Source organism: Roseovarius sp. M141 (assembly GCF_024355225.1).
Taxonomy (GTDB): Bacteria; Pseudomonadota; Alphaproteobacteria; order Rhodobacterales; family Rhodobacteraceae; genus Roseovarius.
In genome coordinates this window covers 2,966,761-2,989,302 of sequence record NZ_VCNH01000008.1, presented here as the reverse complement: position 1 = coordinate 2,989,302, position 22,542 = coordinate 2,966,761, and the positions used below count along the sequence as shown (strand labels likewise).

General features: G+C 60.9%; 18 protein-coding genes and 2 pseudogenes. 8 read left to right on the top strand and 12 right to left on the bottom strand.

Going from position 1 to position 22,542, the window contains the following annotated elements; genetic code table 11:
• Positions 1-199 precede the first annotated feature (199 nt).
• The 3 genes and pseudogenes from FGD77_RS18395 to FGD77_RS18385 form a co-directional block, all read right to left on the bottom strand.
• Positions 200-373 carry a hypothetical protein gene (locus FGD77_RS18395; RefSeq protein WP_255012209.1) on the bottom strand — a complete coding sequence of 58 codons (174 nt, stop codon included), beginning with the start codon at positions 371-373 and terminating at the stop codon, positions 200-202.
• Between the two features lie 166 nt (positions 374-539).
• Positions 540-736 (bottom strand): annotated as a pseudogene (locus FGD77_RS18390) (ABC transporter permease subunit); the annotation flags it as partial.
• Positions 737-987: 251 nt separating this feature from the next.
• Positions 988-1,172 (bottom strand): annotated as a pseudogene (locus FGD77_RS18385) (spermidine/putrescine ABC transporter ATP-binding protein); the annotation flags it as partial.
• Between the two features lie 76 nt (positions 1,173-1,248).
• Here FGD77_RS18385 and FGD77_RS18380 point away from each other — a divergent pair.
• A complete protein-coding gene (locus FGD77_RS18380; RefSeq protein WP_255012208.1) occupies positions 1,249-2,913 on the top strand; it encodes an amidohydrolase in 1,665 nt (554 codons plus the stop codon).
• Here the strand turns inward: FGD77_RS18380 and FGD77_RS18375 are convergent.
• Complete coding sequence (locus FGD77_RS18375) at positions 2,901-3,551, bottom strand: DUF938 domain-containing protein (RefSeq protein ID WP_255012207.1); 651 nt, start codon at positions 3,549-3,551, stop codon at positions 2,901-2,903. The genes FGD77_RS18380 and FGD77_RS18375 overlap by 13 nt on opposite strands.
• 123 nt (positions 3,552-3,674) lie before the next feature.
• Between FGD77_RS18375 and dnaE the strand changes: the two genes are divergently transcribed.
• Complete coding sequence (gene dnaE / locus FGD77_RS18370) at positions 3,675-7,175, top strand: DNA polymerase III subunit alpha (protein ID WP_255012205.1); 3,501 nt, start codon at positions 3,675-3,677, stop codon at positions 7,173-7,175.
• A 69-nt stretch (positions 7,176-7,244) separates the two neighbouring features.
• On the opposite strand, the gene FGD77_RS18365 is transcribed toward dnaE, so the two are convergent.
• Positions 7,245-7,439, bottom strand: a complete 195-nt coding sequence (locus FGD77_RS18365) for a SlyX family protein (RefSeq protein ID WP_255012202.1) — start codon at positions 7,437-7,439, stop codon at positions 7,245-7,247.
• 170 nt (positions 7,440-7,609) lie between these two features.
• Between FGD77_RS18365 and hisS the strand changes: the two genes are divergently transcribed.
• From hisS to hisG, 3 genes are read left to right on the top strand one after another with little or no spacing between them, the layout of a single operon-like run.
• Positions 7,610-9,109, top strand: coding sequence for a histidine--tRNA ligase (hisS, locus tag FGD77_RS18360; protein WP_255012195.1), 1,500 nt, complete (start codon positions 7,610-7,612; stop codon positions 9,107-9,109).
• Positions 9,109-10,245 (top strand): ATP phosphoribosyltransferase regulatory subunit, encoded by a 1,137-nt coding sequence (locus FGD77_RS18355; RefSeq protein WP_255012190.1) that lies wholly within the window; start codon positions 9,109-9,111, stop codon positions 10,243-10,245. Before hisS ends, FGD77_RS18355 begins: the two co-directional genes overlap by 1 nt.
• The gene (gene hisG, locus FGD77_RS18350) at positions 10,242-10,937 is read left to right on the top strand and encodes an ATP phosphoribosyltransferase (protein WP_255012189.1); all 696 of its coding nucleotides are present in this window, start codon (positions 10,242-10,244) and stop codon (positions 10,935-10,937) included. The genes FGD77_RS18355 and hisG overlap by 4 nt, the downstream gene beginning before the upstream one ends.
• A gap of 123 nt (positions 10,938-11,060) precedes the next feature.
• Here the strand turns inward: hisG and FGD77_RS18345 are convergent, their stop codons facing one another.
• Both FGD77_RS18345 and FGD77_RS18340 read right to left on the bottom strand, forming a co-directional pair.
• Complete coding sequence (locus FGD77_RS18345; protein ID WP_255012188.1) at positions 11,061-11,705, bottom strand: outer membrane protein; 645 nt, start codon at positions 11,703-11,705, stop codon at positions 11,061-11,063.
• 306 nt (positions 11,706-12,011) lie between these two features.
• Complete coding sequence (locus FGD77_RS18340; RefSeq protein WP_255012187.1) at positions 12,012-12,446, bottom strand: DUF1489 family protein; 435 nt, start codon at positions 12,444-12,446, stop codon at positions 12,012-12,014.
• 277 nt (positions 12,447-12,723) lie between these two features.
• Here FGD77_RS18340 and FGD77_RS18335 point away from each other — a divergent pair, with 277 nt between their 5' ends.
• Positions 12,724-14,991 (top strand): adenosylcobalamin-dependent ribonucleoside-diphosphate reductase, encoded by a 2,268-nt coding sequence (locus tag FGD77_RS18335; protein WP_255012183.1) that lies wholly within the window; start codon positions 12,724-12,726, stop codon positions 14,989-14,991.
• Positions 14,992-15,553: 562 nt separating this feature from the next.
• Here FGD77_RS18335 and FGD77_RS18330 read toward each other — a convergent pair.
• Positions 15,554-16,680, bottom strand: a protein-coding gene (locus FGD77_RS18330; protein ID WP_108892635.1) for an IS3 family transposase whose coding sequence is annotated in 2 segments (ribosomal slippage) — positions 15,554-16,434 and positions 16,434-16,680 — 1,128 coding nt in all. Because the reading frame shifts where the segments join, the coding sequence is not laid out codon by codon here.
• Between the two features lie 348 nt (positions 16,681-17,028).
• On the opposite strand from FGD77_RS18330, the gene FGD77_RS18325 reads away from it, so the two are divergent.
• The gene (locus tag FGD77_RS18325; RefSeq protein ID WP_255012182.1) at positions 17,029-17,442 is read left to right on the top strand and encodes a hypothetical protein; all 414 of its coding nucleotides are present in this window, start codon (positions 17,029-17,031) and stop codon (positions 17,440-17,442) included.
• 101 nt (positions 17,443-17,543) lie between these two features.
• Positions 17,544-17,984, top strand: a complete 441-nt coding sequence (locus FGD77_RS18320; protein WP_255012181.1) for a hypothetical protein — start codon at positions 17,544-17,546, stop codon at positions 17,982-17,984.
• 504 nt (positions 17,985-18,488) lie between these two features.
• Here the strand turns inward: FGD77_RS18320 and adhP are convergent.
• From adhP to FGD77_RS18300, 4 genes are all read right to left on the bottom strand, one after another.
• Positions 18,489-19,511: an alcohol dehydrogenase AdhP gene (gene adhP / locus FGD77_RS18315; protein WP_255012180.1), complete on the bottom strand. Its 1,023-nt coding sequence runs from the start codon at positions 19,509-19,511 to the stop codon at positions 18,489-18,491.
• Positions 19,512-19,535: 24 nt separating this feature from the next.
• Positions 19,536-21,059: an aldehyde dehydrogenase gene (gene adh, locus FGD77_RS18310; protein ID WP_255012179.1), complete on the bottom strand. Its 1,524-nt coding sequence runs from the start codon at positions 21,057-21,059 to the stop codon at positions 19,536-19,538.
• Positions 21,060-21,188: 129 nt separating this feature from the next.
• Positions 21,189-22,148: a GAF domain-containing protein gene (locus FGD77_RS18305; protein ID WP_255012178.1), complete on the bottom strand. Its 960-nt coding sequence runs from the start codon at positions 22,146-22,148 to the stop codon at positions 21,189-21,191.
• Complete coding sequence (locus tag FGD77_RS18300; RefSeq protein WP_255012177.1) at positions 22,138-22,440, bottom strand: hypothetical protein; 303 nt, start codon at positions 22,438-22,440, stop codon at positions 22,138-22,140. The genes FGD77_RS18305 and FGD77_RS18300 overlap by 11 nt, the downstream gene beginning before the upstream one ends.
• Positions 22,441-22,542 lie beyond the last annotated feature (102 nt).

Below are 22,542 nucleotides of genomic sequence, written 5' to 3'. Positions count from 1 at the left end.
CTGCCTATGGCAATGCCCTATTGCTTCAGCGTCGTCCAGATACGGTTGCACAGATCGGTCACCTCGTGCGGGCAGGGCTGGACGAAATCAGGCGCTGGGGCGTCGTCCGGCATCACGATTTCGGGCGCCGTTTTCATGTACTTGCCCACGAATTCCACGCTGCCGGTGATGCCATTGGCATAGTGGGTAAAGTTGGAAATCAGCCCGCGTTCTCGGGCAACATGATGAAGTTGATGAACAACTTGGCGTTTTCCATATTGGCTGCGTTCTTCAGGACGGCGGCGTTGTCCATCCAACCGGTGAAGCCGTCATCTGGGGGGCACAGGCCAGCGTCGGGGGCTGGTCGCGCGGGCGCATGGCGGCGCTGTTCCATGTCTGGCTGAGTTTGATATCACGCAACGTCAGCTTCTCGACGGGTGCGTAGTCCGTCGTGCGCCAGCATCAGATACCCTGTGCCGGTGAGGCCGGTCAGTTGCTTGATGACCGCCTAGGCGAGCGTCTGTCCCCGGAGCGTGCATGCGGGTGGTGGCCAGTGCCGCGCCGCCGCCCAGTAATTTGGGCGTAATACAGGCGCCAACGCCGGGGATGAACACCAGAATGCAGGCCGCCACGATGCCCGGTCTCGCCATCGGGATGATGACATGGCGCAGCACCTGAAAACGGCTGGCGTAAAGGTCGTACGCGGCCTCGACCAGCCGGAACCCAGCCTTTCGAGACTGGCATAGAGCGGCAGAACCGTGAAGTGCAGGGTGATCGGGCACAGCCAGGAATTGCGATACTTCGGCGGCTTGGATGCGATGAAATACGCGGTCGGAAACCCGATGATTAGTGCGGGCGACATCAGTTGCCAGCGGCAATGACGTGCGGCGCCGAGGCGATTGATGCCCCGGCTGGCAGGATTGCGCGTTATTTTTTACATTATGATTGATGCCTAATATATTGGTATAGAATAAGGATGTCTGAACGATGGCGCGCGAAATTGTTGCGGATCTCTTTCGGGACTCCGACCTGAAGGATGCTGCCCGCCTGCATGACCGCGATCCGGTCGGACTGGTCAGCGCCTCTTTCTGATCGTGGGTCACAAAGACAAAGGTGATGCCCGTCTCGCGATGCAGGAGGTTCAGCGCGATCTGCATTTCCTCGCGCGGTTTCGGGTCCAGCGCCGACAACGGATTGCCCAGCCGCTTGCCGCAGCGCGCAGGATGGCCCAATCTGGGGGCGAATACCTTTGGCCAAGGGAGCGGGCGCATGGCGGGCACAGCGGATCTGGTGATCCTGAACGGCAAGGTTCTGACGATGGATGGCGCGTATCCCCGTGCCGAGGCGGTGGCACTGGCCGGAGCGACGATTCTGGCCGTGGGTAGCACGGCTGATATCCGCGATCTGGCGGCGCCGGGCGCGCGGGTGATCGATGCGGCCGGCGGCACGGTTCTGCCCGGTTTCATCGACAGTCACGTGCATCTGTTCCAAGGTTCTGCCGCGCTGGAATTCATGGCGATGGAAGGGGTTGAAACGGCGCAGCGCGCGGCGCAGACGATCCGCGCCTATGCAGATGCCAACCCGGGCGAGCCGATGATCCTGGGCACCGGCACCGCCTACGGGCTGATGGACGGGCGCAATCCCACGCGCCATGATCTGGATGCCATGTTGCCGGGCCGCCCTCTGGCGTTGCTGGCGCCTGATATTCATACCCTCTGGGCCAATACGATGGCGCTGGAGCAGGCGGGCCTGCTGCATGGCGGCCCGGTGCCAGAAGGCAGCGTGATCGTGATGGAGGAGGGCGGGACAGCCTCGGGTGAGTTGCAGGAAACCGGCGCCTTCGGCCCGGTGCTAAAGCTCAGCCGCACGGGCGGGCGCGACATGCTGGGCTACGTTACCGGCGCCGAGCCAGAGCCGCCTGTGACGCAAGGAGAGCGCGCCGCCGACCGCCGCCTGCTGGCCAAGGGGCTGGCGCATGCGGCCAGCCACGGCATCACGACGATGCATAACATGGACGGCAATTTCTATCAGATGGAACTGCTTAGCGATCTGGATGCCGCGGGCGATCTGAAATGTCGCATGCAGGTTCCGTTTCACCTGAAAAATTACGACCCGCTGGACCGGCTGGAGGAGGCTGCGGAAATGAGGCGTCGCTATACCGGCGACCGGGTCTGGTCGGGCCGGGTCAAGATGTTCATGGACGGCGTTATCGACACCAAAACAGCGATGATGACGCGGCCCTATCCCGGCACCGACATGGTGGGCGAGCCGGTATTCGAGCCGGATCATTTCAACGCGGCCAGCATCCGCGCCGATGCCATGGGCCTGCAACTGAGCGTTCATTCCATCGGTGATCTGGCGACGCGCTGCACGCTGGACGGGTATGAAGCCGCACGCAATGCCAACGGCGCGCGCGATTCGCGCCACCGAATCGAACATATCGAACTGATCCACCCCGACGACCTGCCGCGCATCCATGCCTTGGGCGCGGTCGCGTCACTCCAGCCGCGCCACTCGCCGCTGGGGGATTATTTCCCGATCGTTCCGCAGGGCACCCTGCTGCATGACGATCAATACCCCTACGCCTATGCATGGCAGCGCATCCGCGACACCGGCGCGCCGGTGATTTTCTCGACCGACTGGCCGGTCGTGCCGGTCGATGTGATGCGCAACATCCAGTGCGCGATCGCGCCCGCGCAGCCCGGCGTGCCGTGGGACGTGCGCCCGCAAAGCCTGATGGATACGCTCGCCTCCTACACCAGTGGCAACGCGTGGGTGGAGTTCAACGAGGGCCGCAAGGGGCAACTGATACCGGGGCAGATGGGCGATGTGGTGGTGATGGACCGCGATCTGGAGACCTGCGCGCCCGATGCCATCCACCAAGCGCGCGCAGTGCTCACGATCTGCGGCGGGCAGGTGACCTACAGCGCCTGACGGGCCAGCAGCATCAGGTTGTTGCTGGGCATGTCGATGGGCGGCTCGGGGCACAGCCCCGCGTAATCCATCCAGTGCAGAACGTCGTCGACATCCTTGTACCCGATTTCAGGATCATTCGCGCGCAGGCTGGCGTCAAAATCGGCGTCGGCCTGCGACACAGTGCATCCGCCCTGCAAGAAGGGGCCATAGACGGCGAACAGCGCACCGGGCGCCAGTGCGGCAGCGACCTCGCGCAGCAGGATCTGCGCCTCGGCGTCACTGATGAGATGCAGCAGGTTCACCAGCACGATCAGATCCTGTCCCGCGTGTCGCACGCCCCATTCGGGCGCGGTCGCGTCAAGCGGGATCGCAGGCAGAATGTTGTGCGCCTCTGCCCATGCGTCAATGCTGGTGCGGCGGGTGGCGTCAATTTCGGTCGGCTGCCAGGTGAGGCCAGGCAGGGCGGCGGCAAAGGCAACCACATGCTGCCCTGTCCCGCTGGCTATTTCCAGCGCGCGGCCTGATTGCGGGCCATGCTGCGCCAGCACCGCGGCAATCGCGGGCGCGTTGCGCTGGGCCGAAGGCGCTGTCAGCCGCGCACCAGTATCTGGCAGGGCAATTGAGGCAGAGGACGGTAGCCGCGTGCGGTGGGTCATAGGCGTATCCTTTTATTCTTGCTGCGAAATTGCCAAGATCTTGGTGGTTGTTACGACGGGTGCCGCGGGGGCATCGCGGATTGCCCACTGGCGGCTACGATACCACTGGCCTAAACTATCGCCATGTCAAATTCAGCCCGATTCATCCACCTGCGCGTTCACAGCGAATATTCCCTGCTTGAAGGGGCCATGCGCCTGAAAAAGCTGCCGGGCCTGTGCCAGAGCGCAGGCATGCCCGCTGTCGCCGTGACGGACACGAACAACATGTTCGCTGCGCTTGAATTCGCAGTGTCTGCGGCGGGTGCGGGCATTCAGCCGATCATGGGCTGTCAGATCGATCTGGCCTATGTCGACGTCGCCCCGGGCGAGAGGGTGCCGCCGCCCGCGCCCATCGTTCTGCTGGCCCAGAACGAAGAGGGGTACGAGCATCTGATGAAGCTCAACTCCTGCCTGTATCTGCGCGGCGACGGCACGCTGCCGCATGTCACCCGCGCCGATCTGGCCGAAAATTCTGGCGGCCTGATCTGCCTTTCGGGCGGCCCCGACGGCCCTGTAGGACGCCTGTTGCGCGCCAACCAGCGCCCCGCCGCCGAGGCGCTGATGCGCCAATTGGCCGAAATCTACGGTGATCGGTTGTATGTGGAACTGCAACGCCACCCCGGCGAGGATGGCCTGCCCGAGTCTGAAAGGCTGAGCGAGCGGGGCCATGTCGAAATGGCCTATGCGATGGAGCTGCCGCTGGTCGCCACGAACGACGTCTATTTCCCGAAATCCGAGATGTACGAGGCCCATGACGCCATGCTCTGCGTCGCCGAGGGAACGTATGTCGATCAATCCGCCCCGCGCCGCCGCCTGACGCCGCAGCATAACTTCAAGACGCCGCGCGAAATGGCGACGCTGTTCGCGGATCTGCCCGAGGCGATTGAAAACACGATCGAAATCGCCAAACGCTGTGCCTTTGGCGCGTATCGCCGCGACCCGATCCTGCCGAAATTCGCTGATGATGAGGTGGACGAGCTGCGCAGGCAGGCCAAGGAGGGGCTGGCCGCGCGGCTGGCCGTCATCCCGCATGCCACCAGCGTTGAGGATTATGAAAAACGGCTGGAATTTGAACTGGGCATCATCGAAGGCATGGGATTTCCCGGCTATTTCTTGATCGTTGCCGATTTCATCAAATGGGCCAAGGACCGCGATATCCCGGTGGGTCCGGGGCGTGGCTCGGGCGCTGGCAGCCTCGTGGCCTATGCACTGACGATCACTGACCTTGATCCGCTGCGCTACTCCCTGCTGTTCGAGCGGTTCCTGAATCCCGAACGCGTCAGCATGCCCGACTTCGACATCGACTTTTGCATGGATCGCCGCGAGGAGGTGATTCAATACGTGCAGGATAAATATGGCCGCGACCGCGTGGGCCAGATCATCACCTTCGGCGCGCTGCTGTCCAAGGCCGCGGTGCGCGACATTGGCCGGGTGTTGCAAATGCCCTATGGGCAGGTCGACCGCCTGTCTAAAATGATCCCGGTCGAGGGCGTCAAACCCGTCAGCATCCAGCAGGCGCTGATCCAGGAGGACCGCCTGCGCGAGGAGGCCCGCAACGAGGAGGTTGTGGACCGGCTGCTGAAATACGGCATGCAGGTCGAAGGGCTGCTGCGCAATGCATCGACCCATGCAGCCGGCGTCGTGATCGGGGATCGCCCGCTGGACGCGCTGGTGCCGCTCTACCAAGACCCCCGATCGGATATGCCGGCCACCCAGTTCAACATGAAATGGGTCGAGCAGGCTGGGCTGGTCAAGTTCGACTTTCTGGGTCTGAAGACCCTGACCGTGATCCAGAACGCGATTCAGCAAATTCACGGCGAGGGCCGCGATCTGCACACCGCCGCCGATGGCAGCGCGATTTACGAGCCGATTGAGGGCGCCGAAAATGATATCGGCCAGATCCCGCTGGACGATGCCAAGACCTATGCGCTGTATGCCAAGGCAAAAACGGTTGCGGTGTTCCAGGTGGAAAGCTCGGGCATGATGGACGCGCTCAAGCGAATGAAGCCGGACTGCATCGAGGATATCATCGCGCTGGTGGCGCTCTATCGACCCGGTCCGATGGAGAACATCCCGAAATTCTGCGAAGTGAAGAACGCGATTTCAGAGCGTGATGCGCTGCATCCGACGATCGATCACATTCTGGACGAAACGCAGGGCATCATCGTCTACCAGGAGCAGGTGATGCAAATCGCGCAGGAAATGGCGGGCTACTCACTGGGGGGCGCCGACCTGCTGCGCCGCGCGATGGGCAAGAAGATTCAGGAGGCGATGGACGCCGAACGGCCCAAATTCATCGCGGGCGCCAAGGAAAACGGTGTTGATGATGCCAAGGCGCTGGAGGTTTGGAACCTCTTGGACAAGTTCGCCAATTACGGTTTCAATAAATCCCACGCGGCGGCCTATGCGGTGGTCAGCTACCAGACTGCGTGGCTGAAGGCGAACCACCCTACCGAGTTCATGGCGGGCGTCATGAACTGCGATATCCATCTGACGGACAAGCTGTCGGTTTATTTCGAAGAGGTGAAAAAGGGGCTGGGCCTTCCATGGGCGCCGCCTTGCGTCAACCGCTCGGACGCGCAGTTCATGGTGCGCGATGGGGTCCTGCATTACGGTCTGGGCGCGCTGAAAAATGTCGGTGTCGAGGCGATGAAGCTGATCGTGGAGGGGCGGGACGGTAAACCCTTTGCCACGCTTTATGATTTCGCGCGCCGCGTGGATATCAAGCGGATCGGCAAGCGGCCGATGGAGATGCTGGCGCGTTCCGGCGCGTTCGATGAGATCGACCGCAACCGCCGCCGCGTGTTTGGCGCAATCGAAGCGTTGATGAATTACTCGGCGGCGATCCACGACCAGAAAAATTCAGCGCAGGTGTCCCTGTTTGGTGAGGCGGGCGAAGATCTGCCCGAGCCGCGCCTTCTGCCCGCCGATGACTGGCTGCCTGCCGAGCGCCTGACCGAGGAATTCAAGGCGGTCGGGTTTTACCTGTCCGGGCATCCGCTGGACGATTATATGGCGGCACTGAAGCGCAAGAAGATCAAGACGCTGGACGAAGTGATGCAGCAGGCCGCGCGGGCGCCTTGTGTCGTCAAGATGGCCGGTATCGTCGCAGGTCGGCAAGAGCGGAAATCGGCGCGCGGCAACCGCTTTGCCTTTGTCCAGCTGAGCGATACGACGGGCGGTTACGAGGTCGTCATGTTCTCGGAAACGCTGGAGAAATCGCGCGAGCATATCGACACCGGCGCGCAGGTGGTCGTCACGGTCGAGGCAACGATGGAGTCCGAGCAGTTGAAGCTGCTGGCCCGATCTGTCGCGCCGATTGACGGCGTGGTGGCGGATGCGGGCAGTCTGGGGCTGAGGATCTTCGTCGATGCGCCCGGCGCTGTGGCGTCTGTCGCGCGGGTGCTGGAGGGCGCGGCCGAGGCCGCGCGCGCGGCCCGCCCCGGCCCGATCCGGTTCTGCCTGATGGGCGATGGGCTGCCGGGCGAGGTCGAACTGTCAGCGGGGCGCGACTATCCGGTGACGCCGCAGATCAAGGGCGCGATCAAAAGCCTCGACGGCGTGATGGATGTGCAGGACCTCTGAGACGGGCCTGAGACGGGCCTGAGACGGGCCTGAGACGGGGCAGAGATTTTTCGCCGAAAAATCTGGTGCTCAGTAGTGAGGAGGGCGCTCGTTTCCCAGCGTGACAGAGCCGCCAAGGTCGGCTTCGCGCTCGGCCTCGCGGCGCATCAGCATCTCGACGCGGCGGGTCAGCATGGCAATCTCGCGATCCTGCCGCGCGACCGTGTCCGACAGATCGTCGACGGCGCGGACAAGATGGGCGATTTTCTCTTCGAGCTGTTCCATGTCGCGCTTGTCGCGTGCCGAATGGGTGGCGTCAAGCGGCGTGCGCGCAGCACCGTTCCGATATGGGTATTTTGCCCAAGAAAAAGCCGCAGGCGGAGTGCCCCGCTTGCCGGGGGGCGGTGCTTGGGCTAGACCGCGCGGCAGGTTCCACAGCTTTGGGAAGTCATGCGATGGCCAAGCAGAAAAAGACCCCGCGCCCCAAGGCGCAAACGCCCAAGGGGTTTCGCGATTACTTTGGTGTCGAGGTCGTGGAGCGTGCAGCAATGCTGGACGCGATCGCGCGGGTCTATCACCACTACGGCTTTGACGCGCTGGACAGTTCCGCCGTCGAAACGGTCGAGGCGCTGGGCAAGTTTTTGCCGGATGTGGACCGGCCCAATGCAGGCGTTTTCGCATGGCAAGAGGACGAGGGCGAAAAGCCGGGTGACTGGCTGGCGCTGCGCTATGATCTGACGGCGCCGCTGGCACGGGTCTATGCGCAGCACAAGGACGAGTTGCCGACGCCCTACCGGCGCTACGCCATGGGGCCAGTCTGGCGCAATGAGAAGCCAGGTCCAGGGCGGTTCCGCCAGTTTTATCAGTGTGATGCGGATACGGTCGGCGCGCCTTCCGTGGCGGCGGATGCCGAGATTTGCGCGATGCTGGCCGATTGTCTGGAGACCTTGGGGATTGCGCGCGGCGACTATGTGGTGCGGGTGAATAACCGCAAGGTTCTGAACGGTGTGCTTGAGGTTATGGGGCTGGACGACCAGACCCAGCGCGACGCCGTGCTACGCACCATTGACAAGTTCGACAAGGTCGGCAGCGACGGCGTGCGCCAACTGCTGGGCAAGGGGCGGCTGGATGCGTCAGGCGCCTATATTGACGGTGTGGGGCTGAGCGATGCGCAGTCGGGACCGGTGATCGCGTTTTTGACATCGAAGGGGGCGGATGCGGCTGAAACGCTTGCCAATTTGCGCGCCGCTGTCGGCGGATCGGCCATCGGGGCCGAGGGCGCGGATGAGTTAGAAGAGATTGCAGCGCTGGTCGCGGCGCAGGGGTATGGGCCGGACCGGATCGAGATTGATCCCAGCGTCGTGCGCGGCCTTGGCTATTACACCGGGCCGGTGTTCGAGGCTGAGCTGACCTTTGACATTCTGGATGAAAAGGGCGTCAAGAGGCAGTTCGGCAGCGTCGCGGGCGGCGGGCGCTATGACGATCTTGTCAAGCGCTTTACCGGGCAGGCGGTGCCGGCCACAGGCGTCAGCATCGGTGTCGACCGTCTGCTGGCGGCGCTGCGGGCTAAGGGCAAGACCAGCTGCGAGGCGCGCGGCCCGGTCGTGGTAACGGTGATGGACCGTGCGTGTATGGCAGATTATCAGGCCATGGTGGGTGAATTGCGGCAGGCCGGAATTCGGGCCGAAGTTTACTTGGGAAATCCGAAAAACTTCGGTAACCAGTTGAAATACGCGGACAAGCGCGGCAGCCCCGTTGCCATCATTGAGGGGGCGGACGAGCGCGCGCAAGGCGTGGTGCAGATCAAGGATCTGGTGCTGGGCGCGCAGATTGCCACCAGCGCAACGCTGGAGGAATGGAAGGAACGGCCCAGCCAATTTGAAGTGCCGCGCGCGCAGATGGTCGCGAAGGTGCAGGAGATATTGGACGGCTTTGAGCCGGGCGGCGAGGTTTGATGCCGGATCTGGACATGCAGCACCGCGCGCCCGGCCCTGCCAAGCCTGCCGATGTCAGCCGCGCGGCCACCCGCGCCGAGGCAGCGCGCTTGCGTGCCGCCTTTGAGGCCGCTGGCGCGCAGGTGGTTGAAACCGCGATCCTTCAACCCGCCGCAACCTTGCTGGATCTATACGGCGAGGATATTCGCGCACGCGCCTATGTGACCTCGGATCCGCTGAAGGGCGAGCAGATGCTGCGCCCAGATTTCACCGTGCCGGTGGTGCAGATGCACATGGCCGGGGGGGCCGAGCCCGCGCGCTATACCTATTCCGGCGAGGTGTTTCGCCGACAGGAGGCCGATACGGGCCGGGCCAGTGAGTACGTCCAAGTGGGTTATGAGGTGTTCGAACGTGGCACGCCAGCCCAGTCGGATGCCGAGGTGTTCGCGCGGTTGCACGATATGCTGGCGCCGCTGAAGCTGCGCGCGATGACGGGCGATATCGGGGTTTTGATGGCGGCTGTCGACGGTCTGGGCACTACATCTGCCCGCAAGGCGGCGCTGCGGCGGCATATCTGGCGTCCGCGCCGCTTTCGCGCGCTGCTGGACCGGTTCGCCGGGCGCACCCCTGTGCCGACCAGCCGGGCGGCACTGCTGCAAGCGGTCGATCCGATGGCCGGGGCCGGGCCGATGATCGGACTGCGCAGCGCGACCGAGATCACCGCGCGCATCGACGCGCTGCGCGCGGATGCGGCGGCGCCGCCCGTGGCCGAGGGCGAAGTTGAGCTGATCGACGCGATCCTTGCCGTGCGCGAGACGTGCCCCAATGCGCTGGAGCGTTTGCGTGATATTGCCGTCGACATGCCCAGCATCAACGGCGCGGTCGCGCAACTGGCCGCGCGGTTGGAGGCGCTCGCGGCGCGGGGGATCGACGTGGATCATCTGCCGTTCGAGGCGTCCTATGGGCGCAGCCAGATGGAATATTACGACGGGTTCGTCTTTGGTTTTACCTCAGAGGCGCATCCCGAATTGCCCGCTGTCGCAACGGGCGGGCGCTATGATGCGCTGACCCGGCAACTGGGGCAGGGGCGTGAAATTCCTGCCGTGGGAGGGGTGATCCGCCCCGGTCTGGTGGTCTGGCTGGGAGATTTGTCATGAGCATTCGTCTGGGCGTGCCGTCCAAGGGGCGGCTGATGGAGAAGACATTTCAGTGGTTCGGTGCGCGCGGTGTCACGCTGGGGCGGACGGGGTCTGATCGCGAATATGCCGGAATTGTCGAGGGCGCTGGCGATGTGGAACTGGTGCTGCTGTCAGCCGGGGAAATCCCGCGCGAACTGGCTGCCGGACATATCCATCTGGGCGTGACCGGCACCGATCTGGTGCGCGAAAAACTGGGCAACTGGGAGGACCGCGTCGAGGAGTTGGCCGAGCTGGGCTTTGGCCAGGCCGATCTGGTGCTGGCGGTGCCGCGGTCTTGGGTCGATGTGGGCACGCTGGATGATCTGGATGCGGTTGGGGCGGCGTTTCGCGCCAATCATGGACATCGCATGCGGATTGCAACGAAGTACCACCGACTTGTGCGTGATTTCCTGCGTGAAAATGGCGTGGCCGATTACAGCCTGGTCGATAGTCAGGGCGCGACCGAGGGCACCGTCAAGAATGAGACCGCCGAGGCGATTGCCGATATCACATCGTCGGGGGATACGCTGAACGCGAACCACCTGAAAATCCTCGATGACGGATTGATCCTGCGCAGTCAGGCAACGCTGTTTCGCGCTCGCCGGGCGGCGATGAGCGATGCGGACCGGGCCACGCTGGCAAACCTGACGGCGATACTGGGCGTCAACTGACGCAGCGATGAGTGGGGGCGCCGCGCGTCGATTTATCAAGATAAAACAACGGAAAACGCGCGGCCCGTTGGGACCGCGCGTTGCATTGGGTGGTTGCCGGGCCAAAATGGCCCGGCCGTCCAATTAGAAGCGGAACGTTGCACGCACCTGAGCGGTGGTCACGTCTGCGTCGTAGCTGGCAACGCCGGCAGCGGGGTTGCTGAAGTCATCAAACTGGTGGTACAGGACTTCGCCGCCGAGCGAGAAGTTCTGGGTCAGCATGTGCTCGTAGCCTGCGCCGATGAACCAGCCGTCCGAATCGCCAACCAAGTTGGTGTCTGCGTTGGCATAACCACCGGTTGCGTACAGCAGGCCATTGCCGAATTTGTAACCGCCGCGCAGTTTCGCGCGCCAGACACTTTCCACGCTGACAGGGGAACCGCCCAACGTGATATCGGTCCAGTCGTAGTCGAAGCCGGCACCGATGACCCAGTCACCCAGATCGTAGTCGTAACCAGCAACGAGACCACCGATGAAGCCGTCACCATTGGCGGTGAAGGGAAAGTCATCGCCGGGAATGAGCGGCGTGCCGTTGTTGTCAACGCCGTCACCGTCGACGTTCGCATAGCCCAGCTGGCCACCGGCGTAGAAGCCAGTCCAGTTCGGCGAAGCGAAGACCGGGGCTGCCGGTACAATCACGGCTTCGACGGGTGCGGGCTCGATGTTGCCGGCGAATGCGGTGCCTGCCATCAGGGCGGAGGCAGCTGCTGCGGAGAGCAAGTATTTCATGGTATGTCCTTTCGTTAACTGCTCGGGCGTGGTGTCCAGTGTTCTGGTCCTGCGCCTCATGGATCTCATATTTAGAATTGGCCTGCGGGATGCAACGGCTTCGTTGATCTGACAGCCTCAAGAAAATGTGATTTGGATGAGCGATTAACAGCCGAGCCTGGAGTGTGGTCGCGAGTCGGGTTATTCTGAAAAAAAATCTTTTATTAATAACAGTAGCTTAAATTTGGTCCCGGAGCGGGTCAAGCCGATTAAGGCATGGTCGGGGGTGCGATTCTACCTGTGCGGGATGTGTCGTCAGTGTTGCGCTTATATCACGCCGATATCGGCCAAGGCAGCGCTGAGACCGGGGGGGAGTGAGTCTTCGTCGTCGCGCGTGCCGCTCAGATCGACCGGCGCGTCGATTCCCTGCAGATAGCGCCAGCCCTGAAAGGGCCGTTTTTGCGCTGTGGCTGTACGCACGATCTGCGGGTCCAGCACAATAGCGCAGCGGCGCACACCGTCCTGGCCGATGACCTCGTCCAGACGCAGGATTCGCTGGCGGCATTGCAACGCCCCTTGGATCACCCAGTAGATCGATCCGCCTTGTAGCAATTCCTCGGCGCGTTTGGGCCACATGCGGGTGACATGGCGCGGCACTCCGTCGTCGCTCTGCGCGCGGCGCGAAGCCTGCCATGCGATCAGATCTTCGACGCTGCTGGTGCCGACGCTGAGCTTGATTAGGTTCAGGGGTGCTTGGGCCATGGCGTTAACCTTATGCCGTGCGGCGGCAAGTGCAATCCCGAAGCGGTGTTTTGCACACCCGGACGTTTTGCCGGTGCCGCGCGCACCTATCAGTGCAGATATCTGCGGGACCGACGGAGTTGGGTATTTTTCCCAATGAAAAACAAAGCTGTATGATGTATAATGTATGATTGTGGCCTGCATGCATCGATCCGCACCGTTGACCGCATCGCGACGCGGGCCTATTGTTTGCACTCCGCCACCCCATTGCATTTTCAGTCTATTCGGAGCCTCGTATATGAGCCGTTTTTCTGCCCCCATTTCCGAACAGATCTGGAACATGAAGTATCGTTTTAGTCCTGCAAACGGGGACGGCGGCGATGCGACGGTCGAGGATAGCTGGCGTCGGGTCGCGCGGTCGCTGGCCAGCGTCGAGGCCGAGCCAGACGTGTGGGAAGAGCGATTCTATGGCGCGCTGGAAGACTTCCGATTCCTGCCTGCCGGGCGCATCGCGGCCGGGGCAGGGACCGGGCGCAAGGTGACGCTGTTCAACTGCTTTGTGATGGGCACCGTGCCGGATGATATGGGCGGCATATTTGATGCGCTGCGCGAGGCGGCGCTGACCATGCAGCAGGGCGGCGGGATCGGCTATGATTTCTCTACCATCCGCCCGCGCGGCGCCGTGGTCAAAGGCGTGGGTGCCGATGCCAGCGGGCCGCTGAGCTTCATGGACGTCTGGGATGCAATGTGCCGCACGATCATGAGCGCCGGATCACGCCGGGGTGCGATGATGGCGACGATGCGCTGCGATCATCCTGATATCGAGGATTTCATCGCCGCCAAGAGCGATCCGGCGCGCCTGCGTAATTTCAACCTGAGCGTTCTGGTGACGGACCCGTTCATGGAGGCGGTCGACGCCGACGGGCCTTGGGATCTGGAATTTGGCGGCAAGGTGTATCACACGGTACAGGCGCGCGATCTGTGGAACCGGATCATGCAGGCGACCTATGACTACGCCGAACCGGGCGTGATCTTTATCGACCGGATCAATCAGGCCAATAATCTGGCCTATTGCGAGACGATCGCCGCGACCAACCCCTGCGGCGAGCAGCCCCTGCCACCTTATGGTGCGTGCCTGTTGGGTAGCATCAACATGGCGCGGCTGGTCAGCGACCCCTTTGGCAAGCGCGCCGCGCTGGACGAGGCCGCGCTGTCCGAACTGGTCGCGCTGGCCGTGCGGATGATGGACAATGTGGTCGATGCCAGTCAGTTTCCGCTGCCCGCACAAGAGGCAGAGGCGCAGGCCAAGCGGCGGATCGGGCTGGGTGTCACCGGCCTTGCGGACGCACTGCTGATGGTCGGGCTGCGCTATGGCTCGGACGCCGCAGCGGCACAGACAGAGGCGTGGCTGAAGGCGATTGCGCGGGCTGCTTATCTGGCCTCGGTCGATCTGGCAAAGGAAAAGGGCGCCTTTCCGTTGTTCGATGCGGACGCCTATCTGGCCAGCGGCACGATGCAGGGCATGGACGACGATGTGCGTCGCGCGGTGGGCAAGCATGGCATTCGCAACGCGCTACTGACGTCGATCGCGCCGACCGGCACGATCAGCCTGTATGCCGGGAATGTCAGCAGCGGGATCGAGCCGGTCTTTGCCTACAGCTATACCCGCAAGGTCCTGCAAAAGGACGGCAGCCGCACCGAAGAGGAGGTCGTCGACTACGCCGTTCAGATGTGGCGTGACACGTTCGGCGATGTCGAACTGCCCGAGTATTTCGTCAACGCCCAGACGCTGGCGCCCGCCGACCACGTGCGCATGCAGGCGGCAGCGCAGAAATGGGTCGACAGCAGCATTTCCAAGACAATCAATTGCCCCGAGGACATCAGCTTTGACGCGTTCAAGGATGTGTATATGCAGGCGTGGAACAGCGGCTGCAAAGGCTGCACGACCTACCGGCCCAATGACGTGACCGGATCGGTATTGAGTGTCAGTGAGGCTTCGAATGTGGCCCCTCAGCAGGTCAGCAGCGACGGCGCCGAAATCGTCTATATGTCCGACCCGCTGGATCGTCCGACCGAGTTGGAGGGCATGACCTACAAGCTGAAGTGGCCCGACAGCAGCCATGCCATCTATATCACCGTCAACGACGTGGTACTGGGCGGCCGACGGCGCCCGTTCGAGGTGTTTATCAACTCCAAGAACATGGAGCATTTTGCCTGGACGGTCGCCCTGACGCGGATGATCTCGGCGGTGTTCCGGCGGGGCGGGGACGTGTCCTTCGTGGTGGAGGAGCTGAAAGCCGTGTTCGACCCGCGCGGCGGAGCCTGGATGGGGGGCAAATACGTGCCGTCCATATTGGCGGCGATCGGTGGCATCCTGGAGCAACACATGGTCAAGACGGGGTTCCTCGCGGGCGAGGGGATGGGCCTGAAAAGCGATCCGACGGCAGAAGTGGTGAACTTGGGCGGTGACCGCGGCGCGGCGTGCCCAAGCTGCGGCGATTTCGCGATGCGCATGGTGGAGGGGTGCATGACCTGCGCCAGTTGCGGTCACTCCAAGTGTTCCTAGTGATTGGGTAATGTTCTAGTATTTATCGGGACGGGCGTAGTTATGCCAAAACCGCTGTTTTGGTTTGCCACGAAGCGGGGTAAGTTTTGTCAGGTGGCATTAACATCCTGAATTAGAACGATTTTGGCCGGATGAAATATTTCGACCAAAATTCGTGAAATGACCTCGCGCTGCGGCGCTGATTTCATGATCTGTTAAAGGTATAGCAGTGTCCACCGCTCCCAATCGGTAAGAGATAGGCCGATGGCTGCGGGTGCTCTACGCCGCAGCATCGCAATCAGCCATATTCAGTGTGTCATAATGCACAGGATGCCCGGTTCTTGTGCGGCTCCCTGTTTGAGAGCGCTCAGATCCGGGATCTGCGGTGAGATGCGGTTTGCGTCTGGGTAACGTGCAAGCTTGACACTGGCACATCACATTTTTCGAGGTAGATCACCGATGCAACCCGATTCACCGATGCAACCCGATACAGACATGGAGAGGTTCGCCACCCTGGACTTTGAAGTGGTCCCACTTTTTCGGACAGGTTTGCAGCGTTTCTAAGGTGTATCGGGTTTAGGTTTCATGCTGCCTTTTGCTCTTCCAAGCCGGTCCAGTATGCGTCGTCAGGCGTTTGCCGATCAAGCGCGGAATGGGGCCGCTCTGCGTTGTAGAATGCCATCCAGTTCTTGATGACATGCCGGGCTTGGAAGCCGTCATTGATCTCTTCGAGATAGATCGCTTCCTGCTTCAGGGATCGCCACAATCGCTCGATGAAGATGTTGTCCAGATAGCGTCCGCGTCCATCCATTGAGATGCGCACGCCAGCCTCGGTCAGCGTTTTGATCCAGGCCGATCCCGTGAACTGTGATCCTTGGTCCGTATTCATGATCTCCGGTGTACCGTGTTTGGCAATGGCTTCATTCAAAGCGTCTATGCAAAAGTCTGCGTGCATCGTGTTGCTCAGTCTCCAACTCAGCATCTTGCGCGTAGCCCAATCCATGATCGCGACCAGATACAGGAAGCCGTTCTTGACCGGCACGAACGTGATATCAGCGCACCAGACCTGATTGGGGCGGTCGATCTGCATGCCTCGAAGCAGATACGGATAGACCGGGTGCTGCGGGTGCGGTTGGCTGGTTCGGGGGCGTTTGTAGATTGCCTCCAAGCCCATCTTCGCCATCAATCGCCTGACGCGATGACGCCCGACTACTGTGCCCTCTCTTCGTAGATAGGCAGCGATCTGACGACTGCCGAAGAACGGATATTTGGTGAAGACCCGGTCAATCTCTTTCATCATGGCCAGCGTATCCGCGTCGATCCCGACGGGCGTATAATAAAACGCCGACCGCGATAGCCGCACCAGTTTGCACTGCTGGCTGATGCTCAGCTCAGGGTGATCCCGCTTGATCATGGAGCGTTTCTCTGCCGGGCTCACCGCTTCAGCCCTTCGGACAAAAAATCATTCTCGACGGCCAGCCTCCCAATCTTGGCATGCAGTTCTTTGACCTCCGCTTCCGTCGGGCCGCTCTGCTTGCCACCAGAAAACACATCAGCCATCCCGTCGATAGCTTGCCGTTTCCATGTGCTGACCTGGTTCGGGTGCAACTGATGCTTTGCTGCGATCTCCTGCACGGTCTTATCGCCACGCAGCGCTTCCAACGCCACCTTGGCTTTAAACTTGTCTGTAAAGTTCCGGCGCTTCGCCATTCTCGTATCCCTTCAAAGGTTTGGGATACACCTTAGCCGACTGTCCGGTTTTCTGGGACCACTTCAATACTGAGGTTCGTCCAAACAAGGACGAGAGAAAGAGCGTTGAGGGTGGGTCGTACGACGACGCCCCGTGTCACCCGATTTCCAGATCTTGCGCGGGCCCTCTTGGGAGGCCGCGCAGATCAGGAAACCCCGGTGCGACGGAACCCAAATAAACACTGACATGAGCCAGACCGACGGACCCAGTTGCTGCTACACCGGGTCTGGCCAGATTGCCTTGTGAAAGGAGGAGACAGGCATCTTGAAGCTGCCGCTTTGGTGCAGCGCAACCCGGGGATGAAACCCATGACCTATTACCAAACACTGACAAAGCTGCCTTGCCCCAATCTGGAGTATGTGCGCGCGTTCCTCCGCGATCACGGGACAGCGTTGGCTAATGCTGCACACAGGCTGGGCGGCCCAGCGGCCAGTGCACGCGCGTTTTTACTGTGTGAGGCTATGCGCCACACACGGCGCCTGACACGGGCACAAAGCAGCCAGCTGGTTGATTTTCACCGGTTGCTAACCCTGGAATATGTAGCCGATCCAGATCGGATCGAGAGCGGCCTTTTTGCCCAGATTGACCCTGCTTCCGGGTTTGTCACGGACTGCTGTCTGCTTTCGGACAAACTCGGCGCATTGCTGAAGCTAATCGCTGAGAATGATCCTACCAGCGACATCCGCTGCAAAGCATCGCAAATGATCTCGCAAGTCGCGTGATGTCCCCAACCAAAGCCGGCCCCGTCAGGGCCGGCTGTCTTGAAGGGGCTGCCTTTCCGGTCGCTCCAACGATCGACTGCTAACCATGGGGATACCCGACGATGCAATTACTTTCCGACAGACAAGACATGGATGATCTGGCTGCGCAGGCCGTGGCGCTGGGCCGTCAGATAGCCAACCGGGCCAAGTCACTCCACCTTGGCGACAATGCAAGAGACGTGGCTTTCGTGTCGCGCTGCCTCGGGCGCCTGAAAGAGCGCCAACCCTTCGATGCGAGAGACGAAGGCGGCTTGGACGCTGTCATGGACATCCTGGACCGCAGCATCGTTGCTGAATACCTCGGCAGCGAAGACCGCTTCGAGGAAACGGGGTATGACGAATTTGGTCCGCATGGCGAAATCCGCGAAATGCTCGTCTATTCGGATCGCGGCGAGGAGCTTATTGAGTTGCGATTTCTTTTCCAAGATTTTCTCAACATCCGTGAGAGCGTCCTTGATCAAGTTGCGGCTCATCGCTGTCTGCTGGGCATAATGAACAGATAAAAAGTAAGACGAGCGCCCTAAGCAGCAATGCTGCTCGGGGCGTTTTAAATTCCTTGCAGAATAGTGGTACGCCTGAGCTTTGGTCGAGATCGGCCCGGTGCTGCCGCTCGCTTCATCGGTCAGTGCTGCGGTGCAGCTTCATCGAACCGGGCATTCGTGTGCCGCGCAGCATTTTGTCAACCTAAATGACGGAGTGCGGACTTTCCCGACCTTCGCGAGTGCAGCGGAATTTTCTAGGACCGGTCATTCAATCGCGTCGATTCTGGTAGGAATTCAACCGAAATTGCCTTTTGGCCCTACCCAGCTTGGCCGGTACCTGCTCGGAAAGCAGCGAGTAGGTTCCGCTGCTCCAACGTTAGGCCGGTGGAAAGAGAGCTCGACAGACGAAGCCTACGAGGCATTCGCAGCCTTCTCGCAAGCAGAAACGTTGTAACTATATCGAACCGAAGGCGTCGCGTGACTTGCGGTCGGCCCGGAAACATGAAGGCCGACCGCAACGCAAGATCAGCTGGTGAGGTCAAGGACCATCCGGCCTTCGATCTTGCCGCTCCTCATCCGGTCAAGGATCGCGTTGATCTCGTCCAGGGGTGCTGTTTCGATCGTGGCCTTCACCCTGCCATCACTGGCGAACGCGAGCGATTCCTGCAAATCAAGCCGCGTCCCGACGATCGAGCCGCGCACCGTCACGCCGTTGAGCACCATCCCGAAGATGTTGAGCGGGAAATTACCCGGGGGAAGACCATTCAGCGCAACCGTGCCGCCGCGATCAACCATGCCGATGGCCTGCTCGAATGCCTTTTCCCCGACGGCGGTGACGAGGACGCCCTGAACCCCGCCGCCGGTTTCCTTCACCACCCTGGCAGCCGGATCGTCCTCGGTCCGGGCGTTCACGGTCACCTTGGCCCCAAGGCGCCGGGCAAGCTCGAGCTTGGCATCGTCGATATCGACGGCCACAACGTTCAGCCCCATCGCGACGGCGTATTGCACCGCCATATGACCCAGACCGCCGATCCCCGAAATGGCCACGGTGTCGCCCGGCCTGGTGTCGGTCATCCTCAGACCCTTGTAGACCGTCACACCCGCGCAGAGCACCGGAGCGATTTCGTTGAAGCCGACGTTATCGGGAAGGTGGCCGATATAGTTGGGGTCGGCGAGCACGAATTCGGCAAAACCGCCATTCACGGAATAGCCAGTGTTCTTCTGGCTCTTGCAGAGCGTCTCCCACCCGCCGAGGCAGTGCCGGCAATGTCCGCACGCGGTGTAGAGCCATGGCACGCCGACGCGGTCACCCTCTTTCACATTGGTCACGCCCTTGCCAACAGCAGAGACGTATCCCACGCCTTCATGTCCGGGAATGAAGGGCGGCTGAGGCTTGACCGGCCAGTCGCCCTCGGCGGCGTGCAGATCGGTATGGCATACGCCGGACGCGTGGATGGCGACCTGGATCATGCCCGGCTCGACTTCCGGGATGGGGACCTCTTCGATCTGAAGTGGTGCCCCGAATTCGCGGACAACGGCTGCTTTCATTGTATTGGTCATCTTTTTTCCTCCCTAGAAAAAACCAAGTTTGTTGGGGTTGTAGCTGACCAGCATGTTCTTGGTCTGCTGATAGTGATCGAGCATCATCTTGTGGTTTTCGCGGCCGATCCCCGACTGCTTGTAGCCACCGAAGGCAGCATGGGCAGGGTAGGCGTGATAATTGTTGACCCAGACGCGGCCCGCCTCGATTGCGCGGCCCATGCGGTAGCAGGTGTTCATATCTCGTGACCAAACGCCCGCGCCAAGCCCGTACATCGTATCATTTGCGATCGCCAAGGCTTCTGCTTCGTCCTTGAATGTCGTGACGGAGACAACCGGTCCGAAAATCTCTTCCTGGAAAACACGCATACTGTTGTCGCCCTTGAAGATCGTTGGCTGGATGTAGTTGCCACCTGCCAATTCGCCGCCGAACTCCGCCGCAGCACCACCAATGAGAACTTCTGCCCCTTCCTCACGGCCGATCGTGAAGTAAGACAAGATCTTCTCCTGCTGGGCTGTGCTGGCTTGAGCGCCAACCATCGTTTCAGGGTCGCGCGGGTCGCCGTGCTTGATGGCTTTTACACGTTCTATGACGCGTTCCATGAAGGCGTCATAGATGTCTTCCTGCACCAAGGCACGTGACGGGCAGGTACAGACTTCGCCTTGATTGAACGCGAACAAGACGAAACCCTCGATCGCCTTGTCAAGGAATGCATCGTCCTCGCGCATGATGTCCGAGAAGAACACGTTGGGGCTTTTCCCCCCCAACTCAAGCGTGACCGGGATCAGGTTCTCGGTCGCGGCCTTCATGATCGTGCGACCCGTCGCAGTAGAGCCTGTGAAGGCGATCTTGGCGATGCGCTTGGATGTGGCCAGTGCAGCCCCGACCTCGGCACCATAGCCGTTGACGATGTTCAGCACACCCGCCGGAAGCAGATCTTTGACGATCTCCGCCAAGACCATGATCGCAGCTGGTGTTTGTTCGGCGGGTTTCATCACGACACAGTTGCCCGCTGCCAATGCTGGCGCCAACTTCCAGGCTGCCATCAGGATCGAAAAGTTCCACGGGATGATCTGCCCGACAACGCCCAGCGGCTCGTGGTAGTGGTAAGCCACCGTATCAGCGTCAATTTCGCTCATCGTGCCTTCTTGACCGCGCAGCACGCTGGCAAAGTACCGGAAGTGGTCCGCGGCAAGGGGAATGTCGGCGGCCATCGTTTCGCGGATTGGCTTGCCGTTATCCCATGTTTCGGCTTGGGCGAGCAGTTCAAGGTTGTCTTCAATCGCATCAGCAACCTTCAGCAACATGTTCGCCCTTTCGGTGCTCGATGTGGCACCCCAGGCAGCCTTGGCCGCGTGGGCGGCATCCAGCGCCAGGTTCACGTCATCCGCGTCCGAGCGTGCGATATCATTGATTTTTTCGCCTGTAATTGGCGTTACATTCTCAAAGTATCGACCGTTCACCGGGGGCACGAATTTGCCGCCGATATAGTTGTCATATTTTGTCTTGAACGGTGATGTGTACGTACCGGCTTCGGTATGTGCGAGATCTTTCATTGTACTTTCCTCCTGAATGCCCAAGTCCTCCACCTGGGCTTGGGCGTAATCTGACATGTGCATCAGCGTCCGTCAGCAGGACGAAATCGAACGATCGTCGCAAGTGTCTCACATCTGAGACAGGTCCGGTCAGATATCGTTCAGACCGAGCCGCCTCATCCGTCGATAAAGCGTAGCACGTCCCACACCAAGCTGGCGGGCGGCCTGTGAGACGTTGCCATCTGCCCGAGCAAGGGCACGCAATACCGCGGCGCGATCGGCCCGTTCGAATCCCGATGGGCCATCTTTACGACCTAAGATATCTGATGCCGGTCGCGCTTTAAGTGGCCCGGTGGTGGCCAGATCAAATGCGCGGCGCGCTTCGCGGGTCGCGCCAACGACGAGGTCGTCCTCGTCAATTGCAAGAAGCGTCGCGGCTTCGTTGTTATCGGAATCCGCAACAATGATCCGTGCTGAGGGGAATGCGGCTCGAAAATTGGCTTCTTCGATGGCACGGGCGGTTTGGTTGACTTGTGCCGCGATCAGGCGATTAAACGCCTCCGTCTGGTCAACGCGAGCGGATGATACGTCCAACGCAGCCAAAATCTGCCCGTTTGGTCCGAAAATTGGCGCGTCCATGCAACTCATACCCGTGTTGCGGGCGTGAAAATGGTCGTCTTGATGAATGATAAGCCGACGGCATTCGGTCAGGCAGGTACCGATACCGTTCGTGCCCTCGCGCTCCTCGCTCCAGATTGCGCCGGTGGATAGACCCCAGCGTTCAAACGTCGACGTGTCTGCGTCCGCCATACGTTTATCCAGAATCACGCCATCTGCGTCCGTCAACAACACCGCGCAGCCCGATCGGCCGACCAATGAATACAGACCGTCCAGACGAGGTGCAGCAACCATCATAAACTGTTCGTTGGCGGCAATCCGGGACCGAAACTCCGCCTGTTCGAGTTTGTCAGGTGCGCGATGGTTGTTGGGATCTAGACCGTGCTTCTGCACAGACCGATGCCAGCTTGCCGCTATTTGCGAACGAGCTGCAGCAGAAGCAGAGCTTGTTGCTTCGAGAACTCTATCGGCATGCGACGTCTTACGTTCCATCGGCGACCCGTCTGGCGCTAAGTTGCGCATAGTCTAAGAAAATCGAAACAATTAGCAAGATTTCATATCCGGCAAGCTGCAGCGTAGAAAAGCGAGATGATGAGGGTTCTTGCAACCAGCTCTGGCCCAACATACTTCGATCGGCATTGAACAGCTTTCCAGTAGCTGTGACAGCTAAGTGCGGTTCGTGTCCCTTGGTGCGATTTGCAGCATCGTTCAAAAGGGCTTGAAGCTGCCTTGCGGCGGTGCAGAGAAAATCGAGCTTTGATGGTCGCCTGAATGTCAGCTTCACTTGATCGCTCCATGAGATTTCGCGCCTGCGGAGAAAGTCCGGAATCCGCCCTTCAAGTAAAATTAATCAAAATGAATGGCCAAATTTCCATCTGCTATCGTG